Origin of the sequence: Anoxybacillus sp. B2M1 (genome assembly GCF_001634265.1) — a bacterium.
Lineage (GTDB): Bacteria > Bacillota > Bacilli > Bacillales > Anoxybacillaceae > Anoxybacteroides > Anoxybacteroides rupiense.
The window spans coordinates 2,713,879-2,734,888 of record NZ_CP015435.1 but is presented as its reverse complement, the minus strand read 5'-3'; the positions used below and the strand labels follow the sequence as shown (position 1 = coordinate 2,734,888).

Below are 21,010 nucleotides of genomic sequence, written 5' to 3'. Positions count from 1 at the left end.
AACTACTATTGATCCATCATCGTTACAATATCATATTTTGCTATTTATCATAACAAAAATAAAAAATGTTCGTCAATGCCAGGAGTTATTTTTTATATTTTTCTTCTTAAGCGCGACACGATCGGCGCTCCATCCCAAATAACCTCACTGTTTGCTTTTCGCTTTGCCACCTCCGGCTCTTGAAGCAAAAGCCAAAAATTCTTCGTTGGCAGCTTCCCAAGGCGATGCTTTGCGCTAAGCCGGTCTAAATACATTTGCCGTTTGTTGTCCATCAGTCGCGATAAATGATCCCCTTCGTCGGAAAAGGCGTACAAGACGCTGGCCGCCGCAACGCGCTTCACGCGAAACACCTCAGACACACGCAAAAAGAAATCCCAATCCCAGTAATTATGTACAAAAGGATCAAAGTAGCCGATCGACTCATGGATCTCCTTTCGATATAAGCTGCCGGATGGCACATAGGTGGAGAATTTCCGCATGGCTTCTTGATCATATTCATAAGCGAACAAAAAACGACGGAGCGGTATGCGCTGTCCCCGATCCATTCGATAGTGAAAGATTTCCACATCGGAATATACAAAATCCGCATCAACCATCGCTTCCACCATCCGCTCAAGATGGCAAGGCAGCAATAAATCATCATCGTCGCAGAGCATGATCCACTCGCCTCGCGCCTTTTTTACTCCGATATTTCGCGCTTCCACATGACCGACATTCGCCTGACAATGAATCAAACGAATGCGCATCTCTGGATACAATGCGACAATATGATCAACACGTTCACCGCCATCATTGACAATGATCACTTCAAAATGGCGGTATACTTGCCTGCTTAACGACTCCAACAGCTCGGCGAGCGGATACGGTCGATTATAAGTAGGAACAACAATCGAAACAAATGGTTTCATCGTCGCGTCACTGCCTTCACCCCATTATTTTTCTACGCAGGGACTGCCGCATCCCTTGCTCTAATGCTCCAGATGCAAACAAAACACCGATAACGACCAACAAAAAGCCGAGCCATTGCACCATCTGGACCGTCTCACCTAAAAAAAGCGACGAAGCGACTAACGAAAAAAATGGCGACAGGTTAATAAAAATAGCGGCTTCTGCTTTTGTCAAAATAAAAAGAAGCGATAATACTAAAAGTATCGCTCCTTTTCTTATTTGTCAATTCTTATGCTAGCTCCTGCTGTTTGGTTTCCTTTCCTAATATCCATACGGCCAAAACACCGATAAAAATAGAAATGCAAAAAATCGTAAAAATTGTGGTCACTCCCACTTTTTGCTCGACAAGATAGCCGACTAACAGCGGCCCTAAAATGCCGCCAACCCGACCGAATGAAGCAGCCATCCCTGCTCCCGTTCCGCGAATCGAGGTCGGATACTGCTCTGGAGTATAAGCATACAAAGCACCCCATGCCCCCAAGTTAAAAAATGAAAGCAAAATGCCAAAAAGCATTAAAAAGGCGTGCGATTCCGCGTTGCCAAAAAAGTAGGCGCTGACCGCTGTCCCCGTTAAATAAACGATAAGCACAAATTTTCGCCCGAGCCGCTCAATCAGCCAAGCAGCGCTAAAATATCCCGGCAATTGCGCCAGCGTCATAATCAGGACATATTGAAAGCTTTGAATCAAGCTGAATCCTTTGATGACCATCACGCTCGGGAGCCATAAAAACATGCCGTAATAGGAAAATACAACAGCAAACCAAAGCACCCATAACATAATCGTCTCACGGCGGTAAGCAGAAGACCATACCTTGATCACATTCGCCAGAACATTGCTTTCTGCTTTCGGCTTCGTAAATCGCGGAGAATCAGGCAAATTCAACCGTAAATAAAGCGCATAAAGGGCAGGAATCGCTGACAAAAGCAAGGCGAACTTCCACCCATAGGACGGAATAATGAAATAGGAAATCAATGCTGATAAAAGCCAACCCAACGCCCAAAAGCTCTCCAGCAAGACAACCGCTTTCCCGCGCTCACTGGCCGCAACACTTTCAGACACTAATGTTGAGGCGACTGGCAGCTCTCCGCCAAGGCCCATCCCCACAATAAAGCGCAGCACTAGAAACGCTGCTAAAGTCGTCGTTAAAGCAGACAATCCACTTCCTAACGAAAATAATAAAAGCGTCAAAATAAAGACCTGCTTTCTTCCAATCTTGTCTGCTAAAAGTCCAAACACAAGCGCTCCTACTGCCATGCCAATCGAGTTCATGCTGCCAATCCAGCCCATTTGCTGAGCCGTTAACCCCCATTCTTTTTGCAGCGCCGCAATAATAAATGACAGCATGCCCACATCCATGGCATCGAACATCCAGCCTAAGCCGGCAATTCCTAAAAGCTTTCGCTGTGAAATTGCATATTGACTCATGACAAGCCTCCTTTATTGACAGGTGTCAATCTATACCATTCATTATATTGATATATTCCCCGTTATTCAAACAAAAAAACAAAGGAGGCTTACTCCTTTGTTCGGAATGAAAAAGCTTGTTCGATCACATATGTTAACCAATTCCTCAGTGTTTCAAAAGCAAATGGCACATTCAAACGCTCTGTCCACTGATGGGCATCACGGCCAATCGGGCCAACGTTTAGCACAGGCGCAGAAAACTCCGCCAGCGCCTGAATAGGAAGATCATATCCTTGGCCCCATAGCGGCATATTGGCGGTGAGTGTTCTTAAAGCAGAGAGCGGTTGATGCAATCCAACATAGCTTAAATCGGAAATGCCGCCAAAATAATGTTGCTGTACAAGGGAGACATCATCTTTTTCCTTGGCGTACGCCCGCAACTGATCAACGAGATAAAGAACAAGCGGATCATCGCTGGAATTCACAGCTGGATAGTAAGGCGGCGCATAAAATAATACGATCATCGGTCCTAAATCTTTGCAAAGAATGGCTAGCTGATCCACGAGCTCAATCGTCCGTTGCCGCTCATCTTTTCCGTCTCCATTCGCTAGCACGCTTTGTTCAAGTTTCTCCACTTTTTCCGTTCCAAACATCTCGACCGCCCTTTGTCGCAGTTCAGCAAACGTCCACACATGAATGGATAGCGATCTCGGCGCAGATTGCTCCATTTGCGCAAAACGGAGAGCTTGCTCACGATATCGCTGTTCAATCTTTTCCGCTGCCCGCTTTGTTAATTGCCGTAACGATTCTGTAATGTCATCCATTGATTTTTGCTGCAAAAATAGATTAAATAGCGCTACAGCACGATGCGGAATTTGTACAGAATAATCCTCTTTTAAATCGGTCTGGAACAAACTTGTCGGCGGCGGGCTCACTTCTTGACCAAACAGCTCACAAAAATCAACATTCAACTCTAGTTCATTCACAATTTGCGAAACCATCCCGTTCGCATTTAATCCCGCTAATGGCTCACCAACATGCGTTTCCTTCCCATAGCAATAAAGCCCTGGCAGCACTTTGCCGATGGAACCTGTATAAATATAATTCGTTTGATCGCCTGGATAACGCGTAAACATCGGTTCTGAATTAAGAACAAGCCGATAATTCAGGCGATGTTTTTTCGCCATCTCAACCAGCGCCGGCACAGCCGCCCGCATGCCCACTGAATTCACTTCTTCATCCGGCACGGTTAGAAGCAATACATTTCCACGGAAATAGCCGTGGCATGCCTGCTCGATAAGCGACATATGTAAAGCCAGCCCGCATTTCATATCCATGACCCCGCGGCCAAACAGCCACTCCCCTTGTGCTAAGTCTGCTTGAACAGCTGCCGGCAGCTTCTCCTTATGATGATAAAAATACTGGGTCAGCGTCTCCGGAGAAAATGCCCAATCCTTCCAAATTCCATAATCTTGTACATCGACCACATCAAAGTGGCTGACAAGAACAATCGTATCTTCTACCTGCTCCTCTTGTTTAACAAGCGCTGTGACAAAATAGCGGCCGTCTCCTGTCGGGTGCAGTTGCACAAGAGATGGGTTCGCTTGAAAATACTCAAGTGTACCAAGCTGTTGCGCAATATAATGCGCCAGCTCGACCTCCGCTTTTGAATGACTTACACTTGCATGCTGCACTAACTGACAGAGCAGCTGCTTTAACTGTTGCTTTGTCTGCCATTTCATCCTCTTCCCCCGCTTTTCTGTGTCATCCTTTCGTGCTGATGGATAGTGGTTTTGAAAAAGTACGCTTGTGATTATGATAAAAGAAAGCATAGAATGCTTCGATCTTTATTCATCCATCCACACGTTTCCTTATCGCTACTATTTTAACAAATATCGAGGATAAACAAACGATATAAATACAACTTAAACCATGAACCTCTCCTACCCCACTCCGTTAAGAGCGGGAAACTTTTTGGGGGATTGTTAAACAAATGTTATCTATAGACCACAGCCAAACAACGCCGTTTTCAGACTTATTCATCGTTCTGTGAAACAGCGCTGGTCGATCGCCCAATCTTAAGAAAATATCCCTTTTATCGCTTGTTTACAAAACAGCGGCAAATCATTGCTTATTTTCTTTTCTGTTTTGCTACAATAAAAATACATCCTAATTTGCCAGCCATGACTTGTACGATCAACATGGCTTTTCTGTTTGATTCTAGATCAACCATACCGATGTTTAACGATGGACAAAAAATAATCCGTACCATGCTTTACTGGCAGATCAGTCCTATGAGCTGAAACTATTATTTCGTTTGGAAGCGGGGATGACATGATACATAAAGAAGATCCATTTAAAGCGAATTTCGACAGTCTTGAAGAGTTTGCCGATCGCATCAGTGATTTGTTGCAATGCCCGATTACGATTGAAGATGCGAACCATCGGCTCATCGCCTACAGCGCCCATGATGACTATACAGATCCGGCACGGACCGCCACTATTATTAGCCGCCGTGTTCCAGAGAAAGTCATTAATAGCCTCTGGAAAACAGGAGTCATTCCTGCGTTGTTAAGTAGCGAAGAGCCTTTGCGCGTAGAAACGATCTCTGATGTGGGTCTCGGGAATCGAGTGGCCGTATCCATTTGGAAAAATAATGAGGTGATTGGATTTATTTGGGCGCTAGAAACAGGGAGAACCCTTTCCAAGGATGATATGGAATTGCTGAAAAAAGCAGCAAAGGCGGCTAAAAATAAAGTATTGCAGCTGTACATGCGCAAAAATAAACGAGAAGAACGGGTGCAAGAATTTTTTTGGAAATTGCTTACTGGCCATATTAAAACAAATGAAGAAATTCATGAAAATTTTAGCGCGATGCAAATTCCGGCCGCCCCACGTTTTTCCGTTCTTGTCTTCCGCTTTGCCAACGGCATTACAAGCGATTTAGAAAAACAAATTTCTTACATTTTACAAACCACTCAACAAGTTCAAGTTCTATTGTATACCGTTGAACGAAACGATTTCATTTTATTGGCGGCTCCAAAATCAGCCGATCAGCCATTGTATGAATTGAATCAATTTATCTCCTCATTTGCGACAAAAATGAAGGAACGCTTCCATATTAACAGCATTCAAAGCAGCTTTGGCGGCATTTATGAAACGTTTGAGTGCATTGAAAAAAGCTACAAGGAAGCACTGACCGTTTTATCAATGAAAGAAAAGTTTCCTGAGCAAACTTCTTCCATTTATGGATATCAACAATTAGGTATTTATCAATTTTTTGATTTATTGTTAGAAAAAAAACAGCAAGGAGAATTTGCAAATTCAGCGCTGACAAAACTGCAGGCCTACGATGAGAAGCATCATACCAACCTCATCGAAACGTATGAAGCCTTTTTCGATCACGACAGCAATGTCAATGAAACCGCAAAGGCGTTAAATATCCATCCCAACACCCTTTCATATCGGCTCAAGCGCATCGCCGAAATTGGTGAAATCGATTTGCACAATATGAACCAAAAAGTCAAATTATATATCGATATTAAATTGGCCAAATATGAAGCGTTGCATTAATTTTGTGGAAATCCACAAAATAATGCTGCTTCTTTTTCTTTTCTAAACAAAGAAAAAATCATGGAAACTGTGTATACTGCAAGTAAGGACAATATGAGGGAGGAACTCATCCATGATTATTGGTGTACCAAAAGAAATTAAAAATAACGAAAATCGTGTGGCAATCACTCCGGCTGGAGTTATGTCATTCGTTCAAGCTGGTCATACAGTGATTATCGAAAAAGACGCAGGGATTGGAAGCGGTTTCACAAACGAAGACTATACAAGCGCTGGTGCGCAAATCATTGATAGCGCGAAAGACGTTTGGGCGCAAGCTGATATGGTTATGAAAGTGAAAGAGCCGCTTGCAAGTGAATACGACTATTTCCGCCCAGGATTAATTTTATTCACATACTTGCACCTTGCGGCAGAGCCTGAATTAGCGCGGGCGTTAAAAGAAAAAGGCGTGATCGCCATCGCTTATGAGACTGTACAAGTTGGCCGCACGCTTCCGCTTTTAACACCAATGAGTGAAGTCGCTGGACGCATGTCCGCACAAATCGGCGCACAATTTTTAGAAAAGCCAAAAGGCGGAAAAGGCATTCTTCTTGGCGGTGTCCCAGGCGTCAGCCGCGGCAAAGTCACGATTATCGGCGGCGGTGTCGTCGGAACAAACGCAGCGAAAGTGGCGATCGGCCTAGGTGCAGATGTTACGATCATCGACTTGAGCGCTGACCGTCTTCGCGAACTTGACGACATTTTTGGCAACCAAATTACAACGCTTATGTCAAATCCAATGAACATTGCCCAAGCTGTCGCACAATCGGATCTTGTGATTGGCGCTGTCCTCATTCCAGGTGCCAAAGCGCCTAAGCTTGTAACAGAAGAAATGGTGAAAAACATGAAGCCTGGTTCTGTCATTGTCGATGTTGCGATCGACCAAGGCGGCATTGTGGAAACAAGCGACCATGTCACAACACACGACAACCCAACATATGAAAAACACGGGGTTGTTCACTATGCGGTTGCCAACATGCCTGGCGCTGTACCAAGAACATCCACCATTGCTTTGACAAACGTAACCATTCCATATGCGCTACAAATCGCAAATAAAGGGGTACGTCAAGCCATTGCCGACAATGCCGCATTAAAACTTGGCGTCAATGTCGCAAATGGCGAAATCACATATGAAGCCGTTGCCCGTGACCTTGGCTACGAATACGTATCAGTTGAAGAAGCGCTCGAAAAACAATTTGCCGTTCAAGCATAATGCAAAACCGGGTACCGTCGATCATGGCGGTACCCGGTTTTTTATTTTTAATGAAAGAAAAGCCTCTGTTTGGAGGCTAACGAACCCTTCTTTACATTATCGCTTTAAAAACATCCAACCGTCTTCATATAGCCGGATGGCCAAAAATCTGGAAACATGGAACCCGTTCGATCTCCTCTAAGGAATCATGGATTCTTCTGCTATTGCCATCTAAAATATCTAGTTCCAATAAGAATGCTGCCTACATAGAGAACCGCTAGAAAAATAAAATCGAACAACCAGTCTGATACAAACAGCTTTCCTGTCCATCCTCCTTGCATGAGATCAACGACCGATGTCAACGGAACGAAATTAGAAATCTTTTGCATCACCTGCGGCCGTGGCTCAACGATGAGGACATCGTGCGACTTGAGTCTCGAAACTCTATCCGAGTCGGTCCTTAGCCCAAAAGCAAAACAGCCTTTCCCATTCAGGAAAGGCTGTTTCCTTATAACGCTTTTTTAAATTGGTCAAATTGATCAAGAACTTTATCGGATGGCTGTTTCGTCAACAAGCTAACGACAATAATCGCGAGCAAGCTTGCCGCAAAGCCAGGAACCATTTCATATAGCAGGTTTTTCAAATAATCCGACTGCGTCCAAAGGATGACCGTTGCAGCTCCTGCAACCATTCCGGCTAATGCTCCCCACTTGGTCATCCGCTTCCAACATAAGCTTAGCAAAATAACAGGTCCAAAAGAAGAACCGAATCCAGCCCATGCATAACCGACAAGGCGTAAAATGGTATCGTTTTGCTTGAAAGCGAGCGCAGCAGCGACCAATGACACGAACAAAACAGCCAATCGGCCAATAAGAACAAGCTCTTTATCAGAAGCTGAGCGACGGAACCATACTTTATATAAATCCTCCGTTAATGAACTGGACGTAACGAGCAATTGCGATGAAATCGTGCTCATAATCGCCGCTAAAATCGCAGCGAGCAAAAATCCCGTAATTAACGGATGGAATAAAACTTCGCCAAGCTTAATAAATACCGTTTCTGGATCCGCTAGCTTTGCTCCTGACTCAAAATAGTAAGCGATTCCAAATAACCCGGTCAACATAGCCCCAACGACAGAAAAAATCATCCAGCCCATTCCAATGCGGCGAGCGTTTTTCATTTCCTTAATAGAAGAAATCGCCATAAATCGAACGATAATATGTGGTTGTCCGAAATATCCAAGTCCCCAAGCAAACAAAGAAATCACGCCAAGCAAGGTGGTCCCTTTGAATAAATTTAACAAATCCGGATTAATGTGACGGATCGTGTTCATCGTATCGCCTACGCCCCCTGTATGAAAGAGGGTGACAACAGGCACAAGAATTAAAGCAATAAACATAATCAAGCCTTGAACAAAGTCTGTCCAGCTAACGGCTAAAAATCCGCCAAACAGCGTATAAGCCACAACTACTCCCGCAACAATCCATAGTCCTGTATGATAGCTTGTGCCAAAAGAGTTTTGGAACAAGACCGCTCCGGATACTAATCCAGAAGATACGTAAAATGTGAAGAAAATCATAATGACAAGACCGGAAATTAAACGCAATAGCTTCGATGTGTCCCCAAAGCGGTTTTCCAAAAATTCTGGAATGGTAATTGAATCATTAGCGACTTCTGTATAAACGCGCAAGCGCGGTGCCACGTACAACCAGTTGGCATAAGCTCCAAGCGTTAAACCAATGACAATCCAAGAAGCGCTTAAGCCTTGTACATACATCGCTCCAGGCAATCCCATTAAAAGCCATCCGCTCATATCGGAAGCCCCGGCACTGAGCGCTGTAACCGCAGGACCTAATGTACGTCCGCCCAGCATATAATCAGAGAGATTTGATGTTCTCTTATATGCCCAATATCCAATCAGTAACATCCCGATCATATAAATCGTGACCGAAATTAATACCATGGTGTTCTCCCCTTCCTTTGTTGTCTCTAGTCAATAACATCATAAACGAAAGAATATTATTTATGCAATAGTAATCATATTTTTCCATCTGTAGTATAACAACAATAAAGCCGCTAAAAATCAATGTTTTTAGGCATTTTCAACATATATTTAAAAAATATTCAGACAAATAAAAAATAATAAATAATTCAATTGTATTTAGATTGCATTATTTCTTCCTCTATTATAAAAATATATTTTGTTTTCTCAATCGTCTTAATTTATAATATATTTATTGAAATAAAACATTTTTTGAAAATGTATAATTTTACATTTACATTTTTAATATGCTTTAAGAACCAATGAATTCAATTACATATTATTCTAAAAGAACTCATCTTCTTCTCTTTGTTTCTAAATATTACAAAAATTGTTTTTATAAAAAGTATTGCATAAACAAACGAATGCTGGTAGTATGATAATCGTCCTAGGAAACACTTGAAGAAATCGATCAGCTGAAACTAAATGAGAAATTAATGTTATTTTTTATATTTTTTACAATATAAAGGGGGAAGGAAATAATGAAAAAAATGGCGGTATTTGCTGTGATACTTGCTCTCTTTGTGGCTTTAGCAGGGTGTGGCGGCAAATCATCATCCGATCCATCTTCAGAAAGCGGAGACAACAACAAAAAAATCATTGTCGGAACAGATGCTGTATTCGCACCATTTGAATATATGGATAAAGGAAAAATTGTAGGGTTTGATGTTGATTTGTTAGATGCTGTCATGAAGGAAGCAGGCATCAAATATGAGTTAAAAAACACCGGCTGGGATCCTTTATTCGCAGCTTTACAAAGCGGTAAAGAATTGGATATGGGTGTTTCTGGAATTACCATCGACAAAAAAAGGAAACAAACCTATGATTTTTCTATCCCATATTTCGAATCCATTCAAATGATTCTTGTAAAAGAAAATAGCCCAGTCAAAAACGCTCTTGATTTAAAAGGCAAAATGGTTGGCGTGCAAAATGGAACGACGGGACAAGCAGCCGTGGAAAAGTTATTTGGGGTTGAAAATAAAAACATTAAAAAATTTGAAAATACCGTCGTCGCGATTATGGATCTTTTAAACGGCGGCGTGGAGGCCGTTGTGACAGATAACGGTGTGGCCAACGAATACGTGAAAAACAATCCTGATAAAAAACTAAAAACGATTGAAGATCCAAAAAACTTTCAACCAGAATTTTACGGCTTTATGTTTCCTAAAGGAAGCGATTTGAAGCCAAAAATTGATGAAGCGCTGAAAAAAGTCATCGACAGCGGCAAATATACTGAAATCTATCAAAAATGGTTCGGGAAAGAACCAAATCTCGATAATTTATTAAAACAACAATCATCATAATCGGTAAAAATTGCGTAACTATTCGTCGCTAGTTACGCAATTTTTATAAGAAAGGTGAGGAGAATGGATTTCCGTTTTGATATTATTCAGGAATATGCCCCCTTTTTTCTAAAAGGTCTAGGGATCACGATTTTTGTATCTATTATTTCCATTGTTGTCGGTTCAATCCTCGGACTTGCCATCGGTCTAGGCAAAATGTCCACCAATCGGCTTATTCGCTTCCCATTTGAATGGTATGTGAACTTTTTCCGCGGTACACCGCTATTAGTCCAAATGCTGTTAGTCCATTTTGGGTTAATGCCTATTTTCTTTGCACAGCCAAGCGCTACCGTATCACTGGCTGTATCCTTATCCTTAAACTCTGCAGCCTATGTCGCGGAAATTTTCCGCGCCGGCATTCAATCCATCGACAAGGGACAAATGGAAGCCGCCCGTTCATTAGGAATGACCCATACCCAAGCCATGCGTTATATTATTTTACCGCAGGCGTTAAAACGAATGATTCCACCATTTGCGAATGAATTTATCGTCTTAATAAAAGACTCCTCTCTTGGTGCTGTCATTGCGGCCCCGGAGCTCATGTATTGGGGGAGAGCCGCACAGGGACAATATTATCGCGTATGGGAGCCATATTTAACGGTCGCGCTTATTTATTTAATTTTAACCCTTTCCCTTAGTAAATTGTTAAATTATTTGGAAAGGAAGTATTCGAACCAATGATTAAAGTGACAAATTTAAAAAAATCATTTGGCGATCTTGAAGTATTAAAAGGAATTAATGCACACATTAAAGAACGCGAGGTTGTGGTCGTCATCGGCCCATCCGGTTCAGGAAAATCCACCTTTTTACGTTGTTTAAATTTGCTTGAAGACTTTGACGAGGGCGATATTATAATCGATGGATTCCATTTAAAAGACAAAAACACGAACATCAACAAAGTGCGGGAAGAGGTCGGTATGGTGTTTCAACGCTTTAACTTATTCCCGCATATGACCGTACTGGATAACATTACGCTAGCTCCTGTCAAAGTCCGCAAATGGACGCTAGAAAAAGCGAAAGAAACGGCATTGGAGCTCTTGAAAAAAGTCGGCCTTCAAGATAAAGCGAACGTCTATCCTGACTCTCTCTCTGGCGGTCAAGCTCAGCGCGTCGCGATCGCCCGCGCCTTAGCCATGGGGCCGAAGGTGATGCTGTTTGATGAACCAACATCGGCATTAGATCCGGAAATGGTCGGAGAAGTATTATCCGTTATGAAGCAGTTAGCCAACGAAGGAATGACGATGGTTGTCGTCACACATGAAATGGGCTTTGCTCGCGAGGTTGGCGACCGCGTCCTGTTTATGGACGGCGGCTATATCGTCGAAGAAGGAGCGCCAAGCGACATCTTCGACAACCCGCAACACGAACGGACAAAATCATTTTTATCGAAAGTGCTATAAAAAACCTTTGTCCTCCACTTTAACGAAAACACGTCTCACCTCAAAAAGAGACGAGTTTCGGACAAAGTGGATCATTTGATGACGCGACATGCGAGGCATCCGCTCAGCCATCGAATCCAGCTTAGTCATACACGAATACACAAAAAAGACCGACCTCTGTAACAGAGATCGGTCTTTTGTATTATAAAACGAACCACATAACCCAAATCGAACCAGCGACAACAACAACGGCGATAAAAAAGCTATAGAGCATATTAATGGTTTGAACTCTGCCGCTGTCGCTTTCCGTCATGTGCATGAACATAAACAGCTGCAATGCCGCTTGCAACACCGCTAGCGCCACAATCACGCCAAGAATCGCTTTTATGGTCCAGCCTGACGACAGAGCCACCCATAATGCGATAAATGTGAGCACAAGAGATAAAATAAACCCGACAATATGTTTCCAAGGAAATGTCTCATGGTGATGGTTTGCTCCCATCTTACATCACCATCCCTGTCAAATAAACTAAAGTAAAGATGAAAATCCAGACAACATCAAGAAAATGCCAGTACAAGCTGACGATAAACACTTTACGCGCCGTTCTTGGAGTAAGACCACGCTGCAACAGCTGAATAATAATTAAAATCATCCAGCCAATTCCAAGGCTCACGTGCGCTCCGTGCGTCCCAACGAGCACAAAAAAGCTCGAAAGGAACGCGCTTGTCTGCATCGTCGCGCCCTCATGCACATAATGAATAAACTCGCGAATTTCAACCGTAATAAATCCTGCCCCTAAAAGAAGCGTCACTAAAAGCCATGTTAACAAACCGGCCAAGCGGCGACGGCGCATCTCAAACACCGCAAGCCCACACGTAAAGCTACTTGTTAAAAGAAGCAAGGTCTCAATCATGACATCTTTTATTTGAAACAAGTCACCGGTCGTTGGACCACTGCCCGTCCGTTGGAATAAAACAAGATAGGTGGCGAATAAGGTCGCAAACAACACGACCTCAGCGCCAAGAAAAATCCAAAACCCTAGAATATTTAGGCGGCTTTCTTCTGTTCGATACTCCAATGGCATCGTTTCATCGTACTGATGAGCTGCTTCTGCCATCTCTTATGCCCCCTTTCCCGACAAACGTTCCGTACGTTTAATTTCATCTACGCTGATATAATAGCCGTCATCATCGTCAAATGAACGGAGAATCAATCCAAGAGCAATAAAGATCGTTGCGATAATCGCCAACCAAAACCATTTAAATACAAGGCCGAAGCCCGCAAAGAAAAAGGCGATGGAAATAAGGAACGGACGACCGGAATTGCTTGGCATATGAATCGGTTTTAATTTTTCCTCATCAATTTCGAAGCCCTTTCCGGATTTCTTCATCTCCCAATATGCATCTAAATCCTTCACCTCAGGGGTGATCGCAAAATTGTAATGTGCCACCGGGGAAGACGTCGCCCATTCAAGTGTACGGCCATCCCATGGATCTCCCGTCATATCGCGTTCTCCGTAGCGCGCGCTATAATAAATGTTATAGCAAAGCACGATAAAACCGATTCCCATTAGAACCGCACCAACGGATGCGACAACATTAAGCGGCGTCCAGCCAAGCCCCTCAGAATACGTATACATACGTCGCGTCATCCCCATTAATCCTAAGAAATACATTGGGAAAAAGCAAATATTAAATCCGATCATAAACAGCCAGAATGTCCATTTTCCTAAACGTTCGTTTAGAATATGCCCGAACATTTTTGGATACCAATAATGCAATCCGGCAAAGCAAGCAAAAACCGTACCGGCAATGAGCACGTAATGGAAGTGGGCAATTAAGAAATAGCTGTTATGATATTGATAATCCGCCGCAGCCATGGCTAACATGACACCGGTGACCCCACCAATGACAAAGTTCGGTATGAATGCCAATGACCAAAGCATCGCTGTTGTAAAACGAATTTTCCCTTTACGAAGCGTAAAGAGCCAGTTGAAAATTTTCACACCTGTCGGAACGGCAATCGCCATCGTTGTAATCGAGAAAAATGAGTTAACGGCTGCTCCAGCTCCCATTGTAAAGAAGTGATGCACCCAAACGATAAAGCTTAAAAAGGCAATTCCTACAATCGAATAGACCATCGCTTTATAACCAAAAAGACGTTTGCGAGCAAACGTGCTCACTACCTCAGAGAAAATTCCAAACGACGGCAAAATGACAATGTATACTTCCGGATGTCCCCAAATCCAGAATAGGTTCGCCCAAAGCATCGACATCCCGCCATTCGCCATCGTAAAGAATTGTGTATCAAATAGACGGTCAAACGTCATAAGCGCCAATGCGACTGTCAACACTGGGAACGCGAAAATAATTAATACGCACGTGATTAAAATCGTCCATGTAAACATTGGCATGCGCATCAAAGTCATACCTGGCGCACGCATTTTTAAAATGGTCACGAGAAAGTTAATCCCCGTCATCAGCGTACCGATACCAGAAATTTGCAAAGCAACTGCATAATAGTTATTCCCAACACCTGGACTAAATTCGTTGCCAGCAAGCGGGAAATACGAAGTCCAACCGGCATTCGGCGATCCCCCAATGACAAAGGAGATATTAAACAACATCGCCCCAACGAAAAATAACCAAAAGCTTAACGCATTCAAATAAGGATACGCGACATCACGCGCTCCGATTTGCAAAGGTACGACAATGTTCATCAACCCGATGATAAACGGCATCGCCATGAATAAAATCATGATCGTACCGTGAGTCGTGAAAATTTCATTATAATGTTCTGAATTGAGAAATTTCATGTTTGGTGCTGTTAATTGCGCCCTCATAAGCAGCGCATCCACACCGCCGCGGAACAACATCAGCACCGCGGAAATAATGTACATGACTCCGATTTTTTTATGGTCAACAGTTGTCAACCATTCGTCCCAAAGCCATTTCCATTTTTTAAAATACGTAAGAACGAAAACAATACCAATAACCGTTAATACGATCGCTACATCGGCTGCATAGATCAGCGGTTCCCCTGTTACAAAAAACTCGCTCCACTTCATGCACCTGTTCCTCCTTCCTTCCATTGAATGCACGTCTTCGTCCCTTTGTCCTTGACGATACGGTCTCTCATCGATCTGACACGCTCTCTCCCTTCACGAATCGTTTCGCATGCCCGATCTGCAAGGGACGTGCTCAAAACGTCATTTACCTAACAAAGAGCCTCTTTGCCACATATTGTTTAGGAGCTGTTGATCGCTCACATCCTCATTCTATTGACCAACCATCTCTCGCACGCCAAACAACAGCTCCCTATCTTCATGTTCTTCGAAACCTACTCTACTACTATCCCGTTGCCCTCAAGCGGATTGCACAATCTTGCTTGTTCGTCAGCCTCTCCCGCATGATGGCTGTTCTGTTTGGAATGGTCGATCCATTCAAGATGTGTGTTGGAGAATGTCATTCTGCCAACGAGCCCTGGTTTTAAAATGGTTTCATATTTCGTTTCACTCAATTTAGGAGCTGTGCTTTGTGCCTCTTTGACCCATTGATTAAACTCTTTTTGTGTTTGGGCCACTACTTCAAACTCCATATGAGTAAAGCCTTCTCCTGAGAAGTTCGCACTCCGTCCCATGTATGAGCCTGGTTCATCTGCTTCTAGAAACAACTCCGTTTCCATACTATCCATTGCATATTTTTGTCCGCCTAATTGCGGAATCCAGAACGAGTTCATCGGACCAGCAGATGTTAATTTAAACTTGACGGGAACGTCTACAGGAATATTGACATAGTTTACCGTTTCAATATTTTGATCCGGATAGCTAAAAATCCATTTCCAGTTCGCTGCTGTTACATGGATTGTTATAGGCTCTACTTTCTCCGTCGTTGGCTTTTCCAAAGCAAAGGTAGCCTTTACAGTCGGAATGGCCAATGCTGTAACAATAAGAATCGGGATGGCTGTCCAGACAATTTCCAGCAATGTGTTTCCTTCTTCTTCTGGTTCATAATTTTCCATCCCCGGTTTTTCCCGATAGCGAATCAGTACAACGGTAAATAATACGAATACGACGACAATAATGAGCAGCATAAATCCAATCGACCAAAGGATTAAATCGTATTGCGTTTTGGCTACTGGCCCTTTTGGCCGCATGACTAGCATATTTTCGCTGCAACCGCTTAATAACAGCACTAAAGATAACGGAAGCAACGAAGCCCATTTCCATATCTTCTGCTTCATCGCTTTGCTTCCCCCTTCACAAACAAGATAACACTGTTACGTAGAAATTGTTTTAATCCGTTTCTAACATATCAAAAGTAAAAATGTTTGAAACTAATTATGAAAAAAGTTCATAAATCAGAAAAATATTTGTCACAATGTGTTCAAAAACTGTTCATGAAATATTCATTTGTGTGGATAAAATATGAAAAACCCCCAAATTCAAAATAAAGCTGATCCTTTTGGAAGGATCAGCTTTATTTTCCCAGGCGCATTTTCATCATTTTTCTTGTACGCGGATGAAGGGTGTGCCACATCCATTTTTCATATAGTTCTTTTCTCTCAGAAAGCGTTAAATAATACGCTTCCCCCGCCTGCTTCCGCGCCCGTTGTGTCACGTCATAGAGCGTCAAAGCAGCCGCTACTGATATGTTAAAGCTTTGTACAAAGCCATGCATCGGAATCATAAACGTTCCATCAGCTAAATGAAGCGCTTCCTCTGATACACCGCGATGCTCGTTGCCAAACAGAAGCGCCGTGGGACGCGACACATCCATCTCATGAAGCGCAATGGTTCCTTCCCCTAAATAGCTCGCCAGTACTTGGTATCCGGCAGATTGTAACTCTCGAATAGCCGTGGAGATATCCGATTTCTGGTGAACCGTCAGCCATTTATCCGCATTTCTCGTCACAAAAGGATTCGGCTGAAACGGCGCTTGTCCTGTGACCACATATATATCCTGTAGTCCAAAAGCCTCCGCCGAACGTAGCACAGCCGCTTGATTATGCGGATCATCTACCGCTTCCGTTAATATCGTAATATGGCGAGTTCTCTTATTTAACACATCATACATTCGCTTTAATCGCTCAGGTACAATCATTTCCCAAATAGGTTGGTTTTCTTCTGTTAATAAACCCTCTTGCTTTAATTGTTCAATGAACGCCTTTGCTTCTTGATCGTTCATCGGCTTCACCTTCGTTCCTATCAAAATTTCTAAGAACGAATTTCATTGTACAAAATTTCAAGGTATCCAGCAAATGAAAAAGGGCTCTTTATATAGAGCCCTTTCCGTCTACGCTAAATAAGCCTCGCGCACCTGCTCATTGACAAGCAGCTCTTGTCCAGGTCCGGTCATGACGATTTCCCCTGTCTGAATCACATAACCACGGTGAGCAATTTGCAACGCTTGGAACGCGTTTTGCTCGACAAGCAAAATCGTCATCCCTTCTTCGTTGAGCTCATGGATAATTTCAAAAATTTGTTCAACGATAATCGGCGCAAGCCCCATCGATGGCTCATCTAGCATTAAGAGCTTTGGTTGCATCATCAGCGCTCTGCCAATGGCTAGCATTTGCTGCTCTCCACCACTCATCGTGCCGCCTTTTTGATGAAGCCGCTCTTTAATTTTAGGAAAGTAGTGAAACACGCGTTCCATACGCTCCTCAATGACTTTTCGATCCTTTACAGAAAATGCCCCCATTTCTAAATTTTCCTTTACCGTTAAACGCGGGAAAATGCGTCGTCCTTCCGGCACATGGGCAATTCCATCAAAAGCTGTGACATGCGGAGGCGTATTCGTAATATCCTTTCCATTGTACAAAATCGTGCCGCTTTTCGGTTTGACTTGCCCGCTGATCGTCTTCAGCGTCGTCGATTTTCCGGCGCCATTGCTGCCGATCAGCGTAACGATTTCCCCTTCATTCACCTCAAGCGTAATTCCTTTTAAAGCGTGAATACCGCCATAAAACGTATTAATATTCTCTAAACGTAATAAACTCATCTGCGAGGTCCTCCCTTTATGAAGCTGTTGCAGCCGCGCCTTTTCCTAAATAAGCTTCGATGACTTTTTGATTGTTACGTATTTCATCAGGTGTACCTTCGGCAATTTTTTCCCCATGATCCAACACCACAATATGCTCGGAAATTTCCATGACAAGCTTCATGTCGTGTTCAATCAAAATAATCGTTAAATCAAGCTCTTCTCTCATATTATAAATAAGCTTTGTTAGCTCACTCGTCTCCTTCGGGTTCATCCCGGCCGCCGGCTCATCCAGCAGCAGCACTTTCGGTTTCGTCGCCAATGCGCGGGCGATTTCTAGCTTACGCTGCGCTCCGTATGGCAGATTTTGTGCTTCTTCATTAAATAGCGATTCGAGACCGACATATTCTAGTAAACGATAAGCCTCTTTTCTTGCATCCTTCTCTTCTTTTCTTATATGAGGTAAATTAAAAATCGTACCGAACAGTCCGCCATGAAGATGCGTATGCATACCAACCATCACATTCTCTAGAACGGTGATCGCCCCAAACAAGCGAATATTTTGAAAGGTACGAGCAATGCCTTTTCGCGTGACTTGGTGCGGCTTTAACCCTACAATGGATTCGCCATTTAATAAGATATCACCGCTTGTCGGCTGGTAAACGCCTGTCACCATGTTAAAAAACGTCGTTTTTCCGGCACCGTTCGGACCAATCACAGCTGTAATCGAACCCTTTTCCACGTCCATGTCGATGTTGCTGTTAGCGACAAGTCCGCCGAATTGCTTCGTTAAATTTTTAGCTGTCAAGATGGACATGCTGTGCTCCCTCCTTTTGTACGCCGGCATTCATTGGCGGATGTCCGGATGTGTCTGTTAAATCCTCTTTTTTAAATACCGGATTTTTCGCCGGCAATAATCCCTGCGGGCGGTAAAGTGCAAATAAAATCAAAATAGCTCCGAAAATAAACCGTTGCATTTTCGCTGGCGAAAGAGCGTCAGGAATGCTGATCACACCGTTTAAGCTAAGCTGATTGAGCCAGTTTGTCAGCTCTGTTAACACTTGGAGATTTAGAATCGTCACAAGAGCGGCACCAAGGATGACGCCTGGCACACTGCCCATTCCTCCTAAAATCACCATGACTAAAATCGTGATGGATTCAAGCAGCGTAAAGCTTGTCGGGTCAACAAACGTTTGCTTGGCAGCAAATACGACCCCCATCATTCCGGAAAACGATGCCCCGACGGCAAACGCCATCAGCTTCGTCCGCACAAGATGAATCCCCATCGCTTGGGCGGCAATCTCATTTTCCCGCACCGCTTTCCATGCACGGCCGATTTTTGAGTATTCCAAACGGCGAACCGCGAAAATAACTACCAGTAAAATAACTAATACGATGTAATAAAATTGGCTTGGATACATAAAGTCCAGTCCGAATAATTTAGGCGGCTGAACCGATGCAAGCCCCATGGCTCCATTCGTGATATTCACCGGCTTATCCAAGTTATTGAAAATAATGCGGATAATCTCTCCAAAACCTAACGTAACAATCGCTAAATAGTCTCCTTTAACCCGTAAAACAGGAATCCCTAGCAATATTCCGAATAACGCCGCAGCGAGACATCCGATAAAAATAAATACCCAAAAGCTTTCTCCAGAAAGAGGATAATGTCCAAACGGCATAAAATTATTTGCCTGCGATGTGGCAAAAATGCCATATGTGTAAGCCCCGATGGCAAAAAAGGCGACAAATCCTAAGTCTAAAAGCCCTGCCATCCCTACAACAATATTCAATCCGAGTGCCATTGCAATATAAATGCCGACTAACGTTGCCACTTCCATATAAGATTGATACGCTTCCCCTTGGCTAGCGGCAAAGGGGAGCAGTACCACCATCACTAAGCCGGCCACCAGCCATTTGATGCGATTGGAAAATGTGGTAAAATACAATAATAATAAGGAAGCAAGGAGCAATAAAAAAGCGATAACAGATTTTTGAGCCAAATATAAGCTCAGAAATGTCACAACAATATACAATCCGATCATGATTGCCTGAAGGCGCTTGTTCGCTTGAATCGTACTCAGCCAATTTTTCATGTCGATCACCTACACTTTCTCTACTGTCACTTTTCCGAATAAACCTTCCGGCTTGAAAATTAATACGATAATTAAAATAGCAAAAGCAAATACATCCTTATATTCTGCGCCGAGAACTCCGTGGGAAACGATCGGCAAATTCGCCGCGGCAAACATCTCAAGCAAACCGATGAGAATCCCGCCAAACATCGCACCGCGGATGTTGCCAATACCGCCTAAAACCGCTGCCGTAAAAGCCTTTAGCCCTAGAATAAAGCCAATGTACGGATCGATCGTTCCGTATTGAACTGCAAACAATACTCCCGTGGCTCCTCCTAATGCTGAGCCAATAAAAAATGTCAGAGCGATGACTTTATTCACGTTTACCGTCATCAACGCCGCTGTTTCCCGGTCTTGTGCAACAGCGCGCATCGCCATTCCCCATTTGGTTCTATTCACGAAAAAGTCCAATGTGATCATCATCACGATAGCGACACCTAATACAATGAAAAACGAGGATTTTACCGATGCATCATTAAATACGGACAAGATTGAAGAGGCTTCAATTCCAATTTGCTTATTGAATAAATTTGGTCCTGTTAAAATATAGTTGCCATTTTTCAATTCTGTAATAAAACGGACAAGATCTTGAAGCAAAAACGAAATGCCGATCGCCGTGATTAATGTAATAAGCTTCGGCGCATTACGCAACGGGCGATAAGCAACCCTCTCAATACCCATTCCAAGCAAACCGGTAAGTACCGACGTAACGATTAACACCAACACTAAAGTAATAATGGCTGGCATAGAGGTAATCCAACCCAATCCAGAAAACGTCAATAAAATCGCCGTTCCTACAAACGCCCCTGTCATAAAAATCTCGCCGTGAGCAAAGTTAATTAATTCTAAAATTCCATAAACCATCGTATATCCTAATGCAACAATCGCATATACAGCTCCCAGTGCTAAACCGTCAATCAGCACTTGAGGCAATGTGTGCAATACTTGTTCAATCATTCTGTTCACCTGCCTGTTT

Annotated in this window: 19 protein-coding genes; 5 read left to right on the top strand and 14 right to left on the bottom strand. The window is 43.2% G+C overall.

Annotation, left to right across the window (positions count from 1 at the left end):
- Positions 1 to 92: 92 nt before the first annotated feature.
- The 4 genes from GFC28_RS13335 to GFC28_RS13320 form a co-directional block, all read right to left on the bottom strand.
- The gene (locus tag GFC28_RS13335; RefSeq protein WP_044745197.1) at positions 93 to 908 is read right to left on the bottom strand and encodes a glycosyltransferase family 2 protein; all 816 of its coding nucleotides are present in this window, start codon (positions 906 to 908) and stop codon (positions 93 to 95) included.
- 16 nt (positions 909 to 924) lie between these two features.
- On the bottom strand, positions 925 to 1,152 hold the full coding sequence (locus tag GFC28_RS13330; protein ID WP_257723006.1) for an EamA family transporter: 228 nt from the start codon (positions 1,150 to 1,152) through the stop codon (positions 925 to 927).
- A gap of 25 nt (positions 1,153 to 1,177) precedes the next feature.
- Positions 1,178 to 2,374 (bottom strand): MFS transporter, encoded by a 1,197-nt coding sequence (locus GFC28_RS13325; protein ID WP_044745195.1) that lies wholly within the window; start codon positions 2,372 to 2,374, stop codon positions 1,178 to 1,180.
- An 89-nt stretch (positions 2,375 to 2,463) separates the two neighbouring features.
- On the bottom strand, positions 2,464 to 4,095 hold the full coding sequence (locus tag GFC28_RS13320; RefSeq protein ID WP_044745194.1) for a M20/M25/M40 family metallo-hydrolase: 1,632 nt from the start codon (positions 4,093 to 4,095) through the stop codon (positions 2,464 to 2,466).
- A gap of 592 nt (positions 4,096 to 4,687) precedes the next feature.
- Between GFC28_RS13320 and GFC28_RS13315 the strand changes: the two genes are divergently transcribed.
- Both GFC28_RS13315 and ald read left to right on the top strand, forming a co-directional pair.
- Positions 4,688 to 5,926, top strand: a complete 1,239-nt coding sequence (locus GFC28_RS13315; RefSeq protein ID WP_044745193.1) for a PucR family transcriptional regulator — start codon at positions 4,688 to 4,690, stop codon at positions 5,924 to 5,926.
- A gap of 112 nt (positions 5,927 to 6,038) precedes the next feature.
- A complete protein-coding gene (ald, locus tag GFC28_RS13310; RefSeq protein WP_044745192.1) occupies positions 6,039 to 7,175 on the top strand; it encodes an alanine dehydrogenase in 1,137 nt (378 codons plus the stop codon).
- A gap of 487 nt (positions 7,176 to 7,662) precedes the next feature.
- On the opposite strand, the gene putP is transcribed toward ald, so the two are convergent.
- Positions 7,663 to 9,117: a sodium/proline symporter PutP gene (putP, locus tag GFC28_RS13305; protein ID WP_044745191.1), complete on the bottom strand. Its 1,455-nt coding sequence runs from the start codon at positions 9,115 to 9,117 to the stop codon at positions 7,663 to 7,665.
- 560 nt (positions 9,118 to 9,677) lie between these two features.
- Here putP and GFC28_RS13300 point away from each other — a divergent pair.
- From GFC28_RS13300 to GFC28_RS13290, 3 genes are all read left to right on the top strand, one after another.
- The gene (locus GFC28_RS13300; protein WP_044745190.1) at positions 9,678 to 10,499 is read left to right on the top strand and encodes a basic amino acid ABC transporter substrate-binding protein; all 822 of its coding nucleotides are present in this window, start codon (positions 9,678 to 9,680) and stop codon (positions 10,497 to 10,499) included.
- 63 nt (positions 10,500 to 10,562) lie between these two features.
- Positions 10,563 to 11,219, top strand: a complete 657-nt coding sequence (locus GFC28_RS13295) for an amino acid ABC transporter permease (protein ID WP_044745189.1) — start codon at positions 10,563 to 10,565, stop codon at positions 11,217 to 11,219.
- Positions 11,216 to 11,938: an amino acid ABC transporter ATP-binding protein gene (locus GFC28_RS13290; protein ID WP_044745188.1), complete on the top strand. Its 723-nt coding sequence runs from the start codon at positions 11,216 to 11,218 to the stop codon at positions 11,936 to 11,938. Before GFC28_RS13295 ends, GFC28_RS13290 begins: the two co-directional genes overlap by 4 nt.
- A gap of 181 nt (positions 11,939 to 12,119) precedes the next feature.
- Here GFC28_RS13290 and qoxD read toward each other — a convergent pair whose 3' ends face one another.
- The 9 genes from qoxD to GFC28_RS13245 all read right to left on the bottom strand — a co-directional run bounded on the left by qoxD (position 12,120) and on the right by GFC28_RS13245 (position 20,991).
- Positions 12,120 to 12,419, bottom strand: a complete 300-nt coding sequence (gene qoxD, locus GFC28_RS13285; RefSeq protein ID WP_044745187.1) for a cytochrome aa3 quinol oxidase subunit IV — start codon at positions 12,417 to 12,419, stop codon at positions 12,120 to 12,122.
- 1 nt (position 12,420) lies between these two features.
- Positions 12,421 to 13,035 (bottom strand): cytochrome aa3 quinol oxidase subunit III, encoded by a 615-nt coding sequence (gene qoxC / locus GFC28_RS13280; protein ID WP_044745186.1) that lies wholly within the window; start codon positions 13,033 to 13,035, stop codon positions 12,421 to 12,423.
- Positions 13,036 to 13,038: 3 nt separating this feature from the next.
- The gene (gene qoxB, locus GFC28_RS13275) at positions 13,039 to 14,985 is read right to left on the bottom strand and encodes a cytochrome aa3 quinol oxidase subunit I (protein WP_044745185.1); all 1,947 of its coding nucleotides are present in this window, start codon (positions 14,983 to 14,985) and stop codon (positions 13,039 to 13,041) included.
- A 272-nt stretch (positions 14,986 to 15,257) separates the two neighbouring features.
- On the bottom strand, positions 15,258 to 16,160 hold the full coding sequence (gene qoxA, locus GFC28_RS13270; RefSeq protein WP_044745184.1) for a cytochrome aa3 quinol oxidase subunit II: 903 nt from the start codon (positions 16,158 to 16,160) through the stop codon (positions 15,258 to 15,260).
- Between the two features lie 236 nt (positions 16,161 to 16,396).
- Positions 16,397 to 17,104, bottom strand: coding sequence for a TrmH family RNA methyltransferase (locus tag GFC28_RS13265; RefSeq protein ID WP_044745183.1), 708 nt, complete (start codon positions 17,102 to 17,104; stop codon positions 16,397 to 16,399).
- 108 nt (positions 17,105 to 17,212) lie between these two features.
- On the bottom strand, positions 17,213 to 17,920 hold the full coding sequence (locus GFC28_RS13260) for an ABC transporter ATP-binding protein (RefSeq protein ID WP_044745182.1): 708 nt from the start codon (positions 17,918 to 17,920) through the stop codon (positions 17,213 to 17,215).
- A 16-nt stretch (positions 17,921 to 17,936) separates the two neighbouring features.
- Positions 17,937 to 18,716, bottom strand: a complete 780-nt coding sequence (locus tag GFC28_RS13255) for an ABC transporter ATP-binding protein (RefSeq protein WP_044745181.1) — start codon at positions 18,714 to 18,716, stop codon at positions 17,937 to 17,939.
- Positions 18,697 to 19,995: a branched-chain amino acid ABC transporter permease gene (locus tag GFC28_RS13250; RefSeq protein ID WP_044745207.1), complete on the bottom strand. Its 1,299-nt coding sequence runs from the start codon at positions 19,993 to 19,995 to the stop codon at positions 18,697 to 18,699. Before GFC28_RS13250 ends, GFC28_RS13255 begins: the two co-directional genes overlap by 20 nt.
- Positions 19,996 to 20,004: 9 nt before the next feature.
- Positions 20,005 to 20,991, bottom strand: a complete 987-nt coding sequence (locus GFC28_RS13245) for a branched-chain amino acid ABC transporter permease (RefSeq protein ID WP_044745180.1) — start codon at positions 20,989 to 20,991, stop codon at positions 20,005 to 20,007.
- Positions 20,992 to 21,010 lie beyond the last annotated feature (19 nt).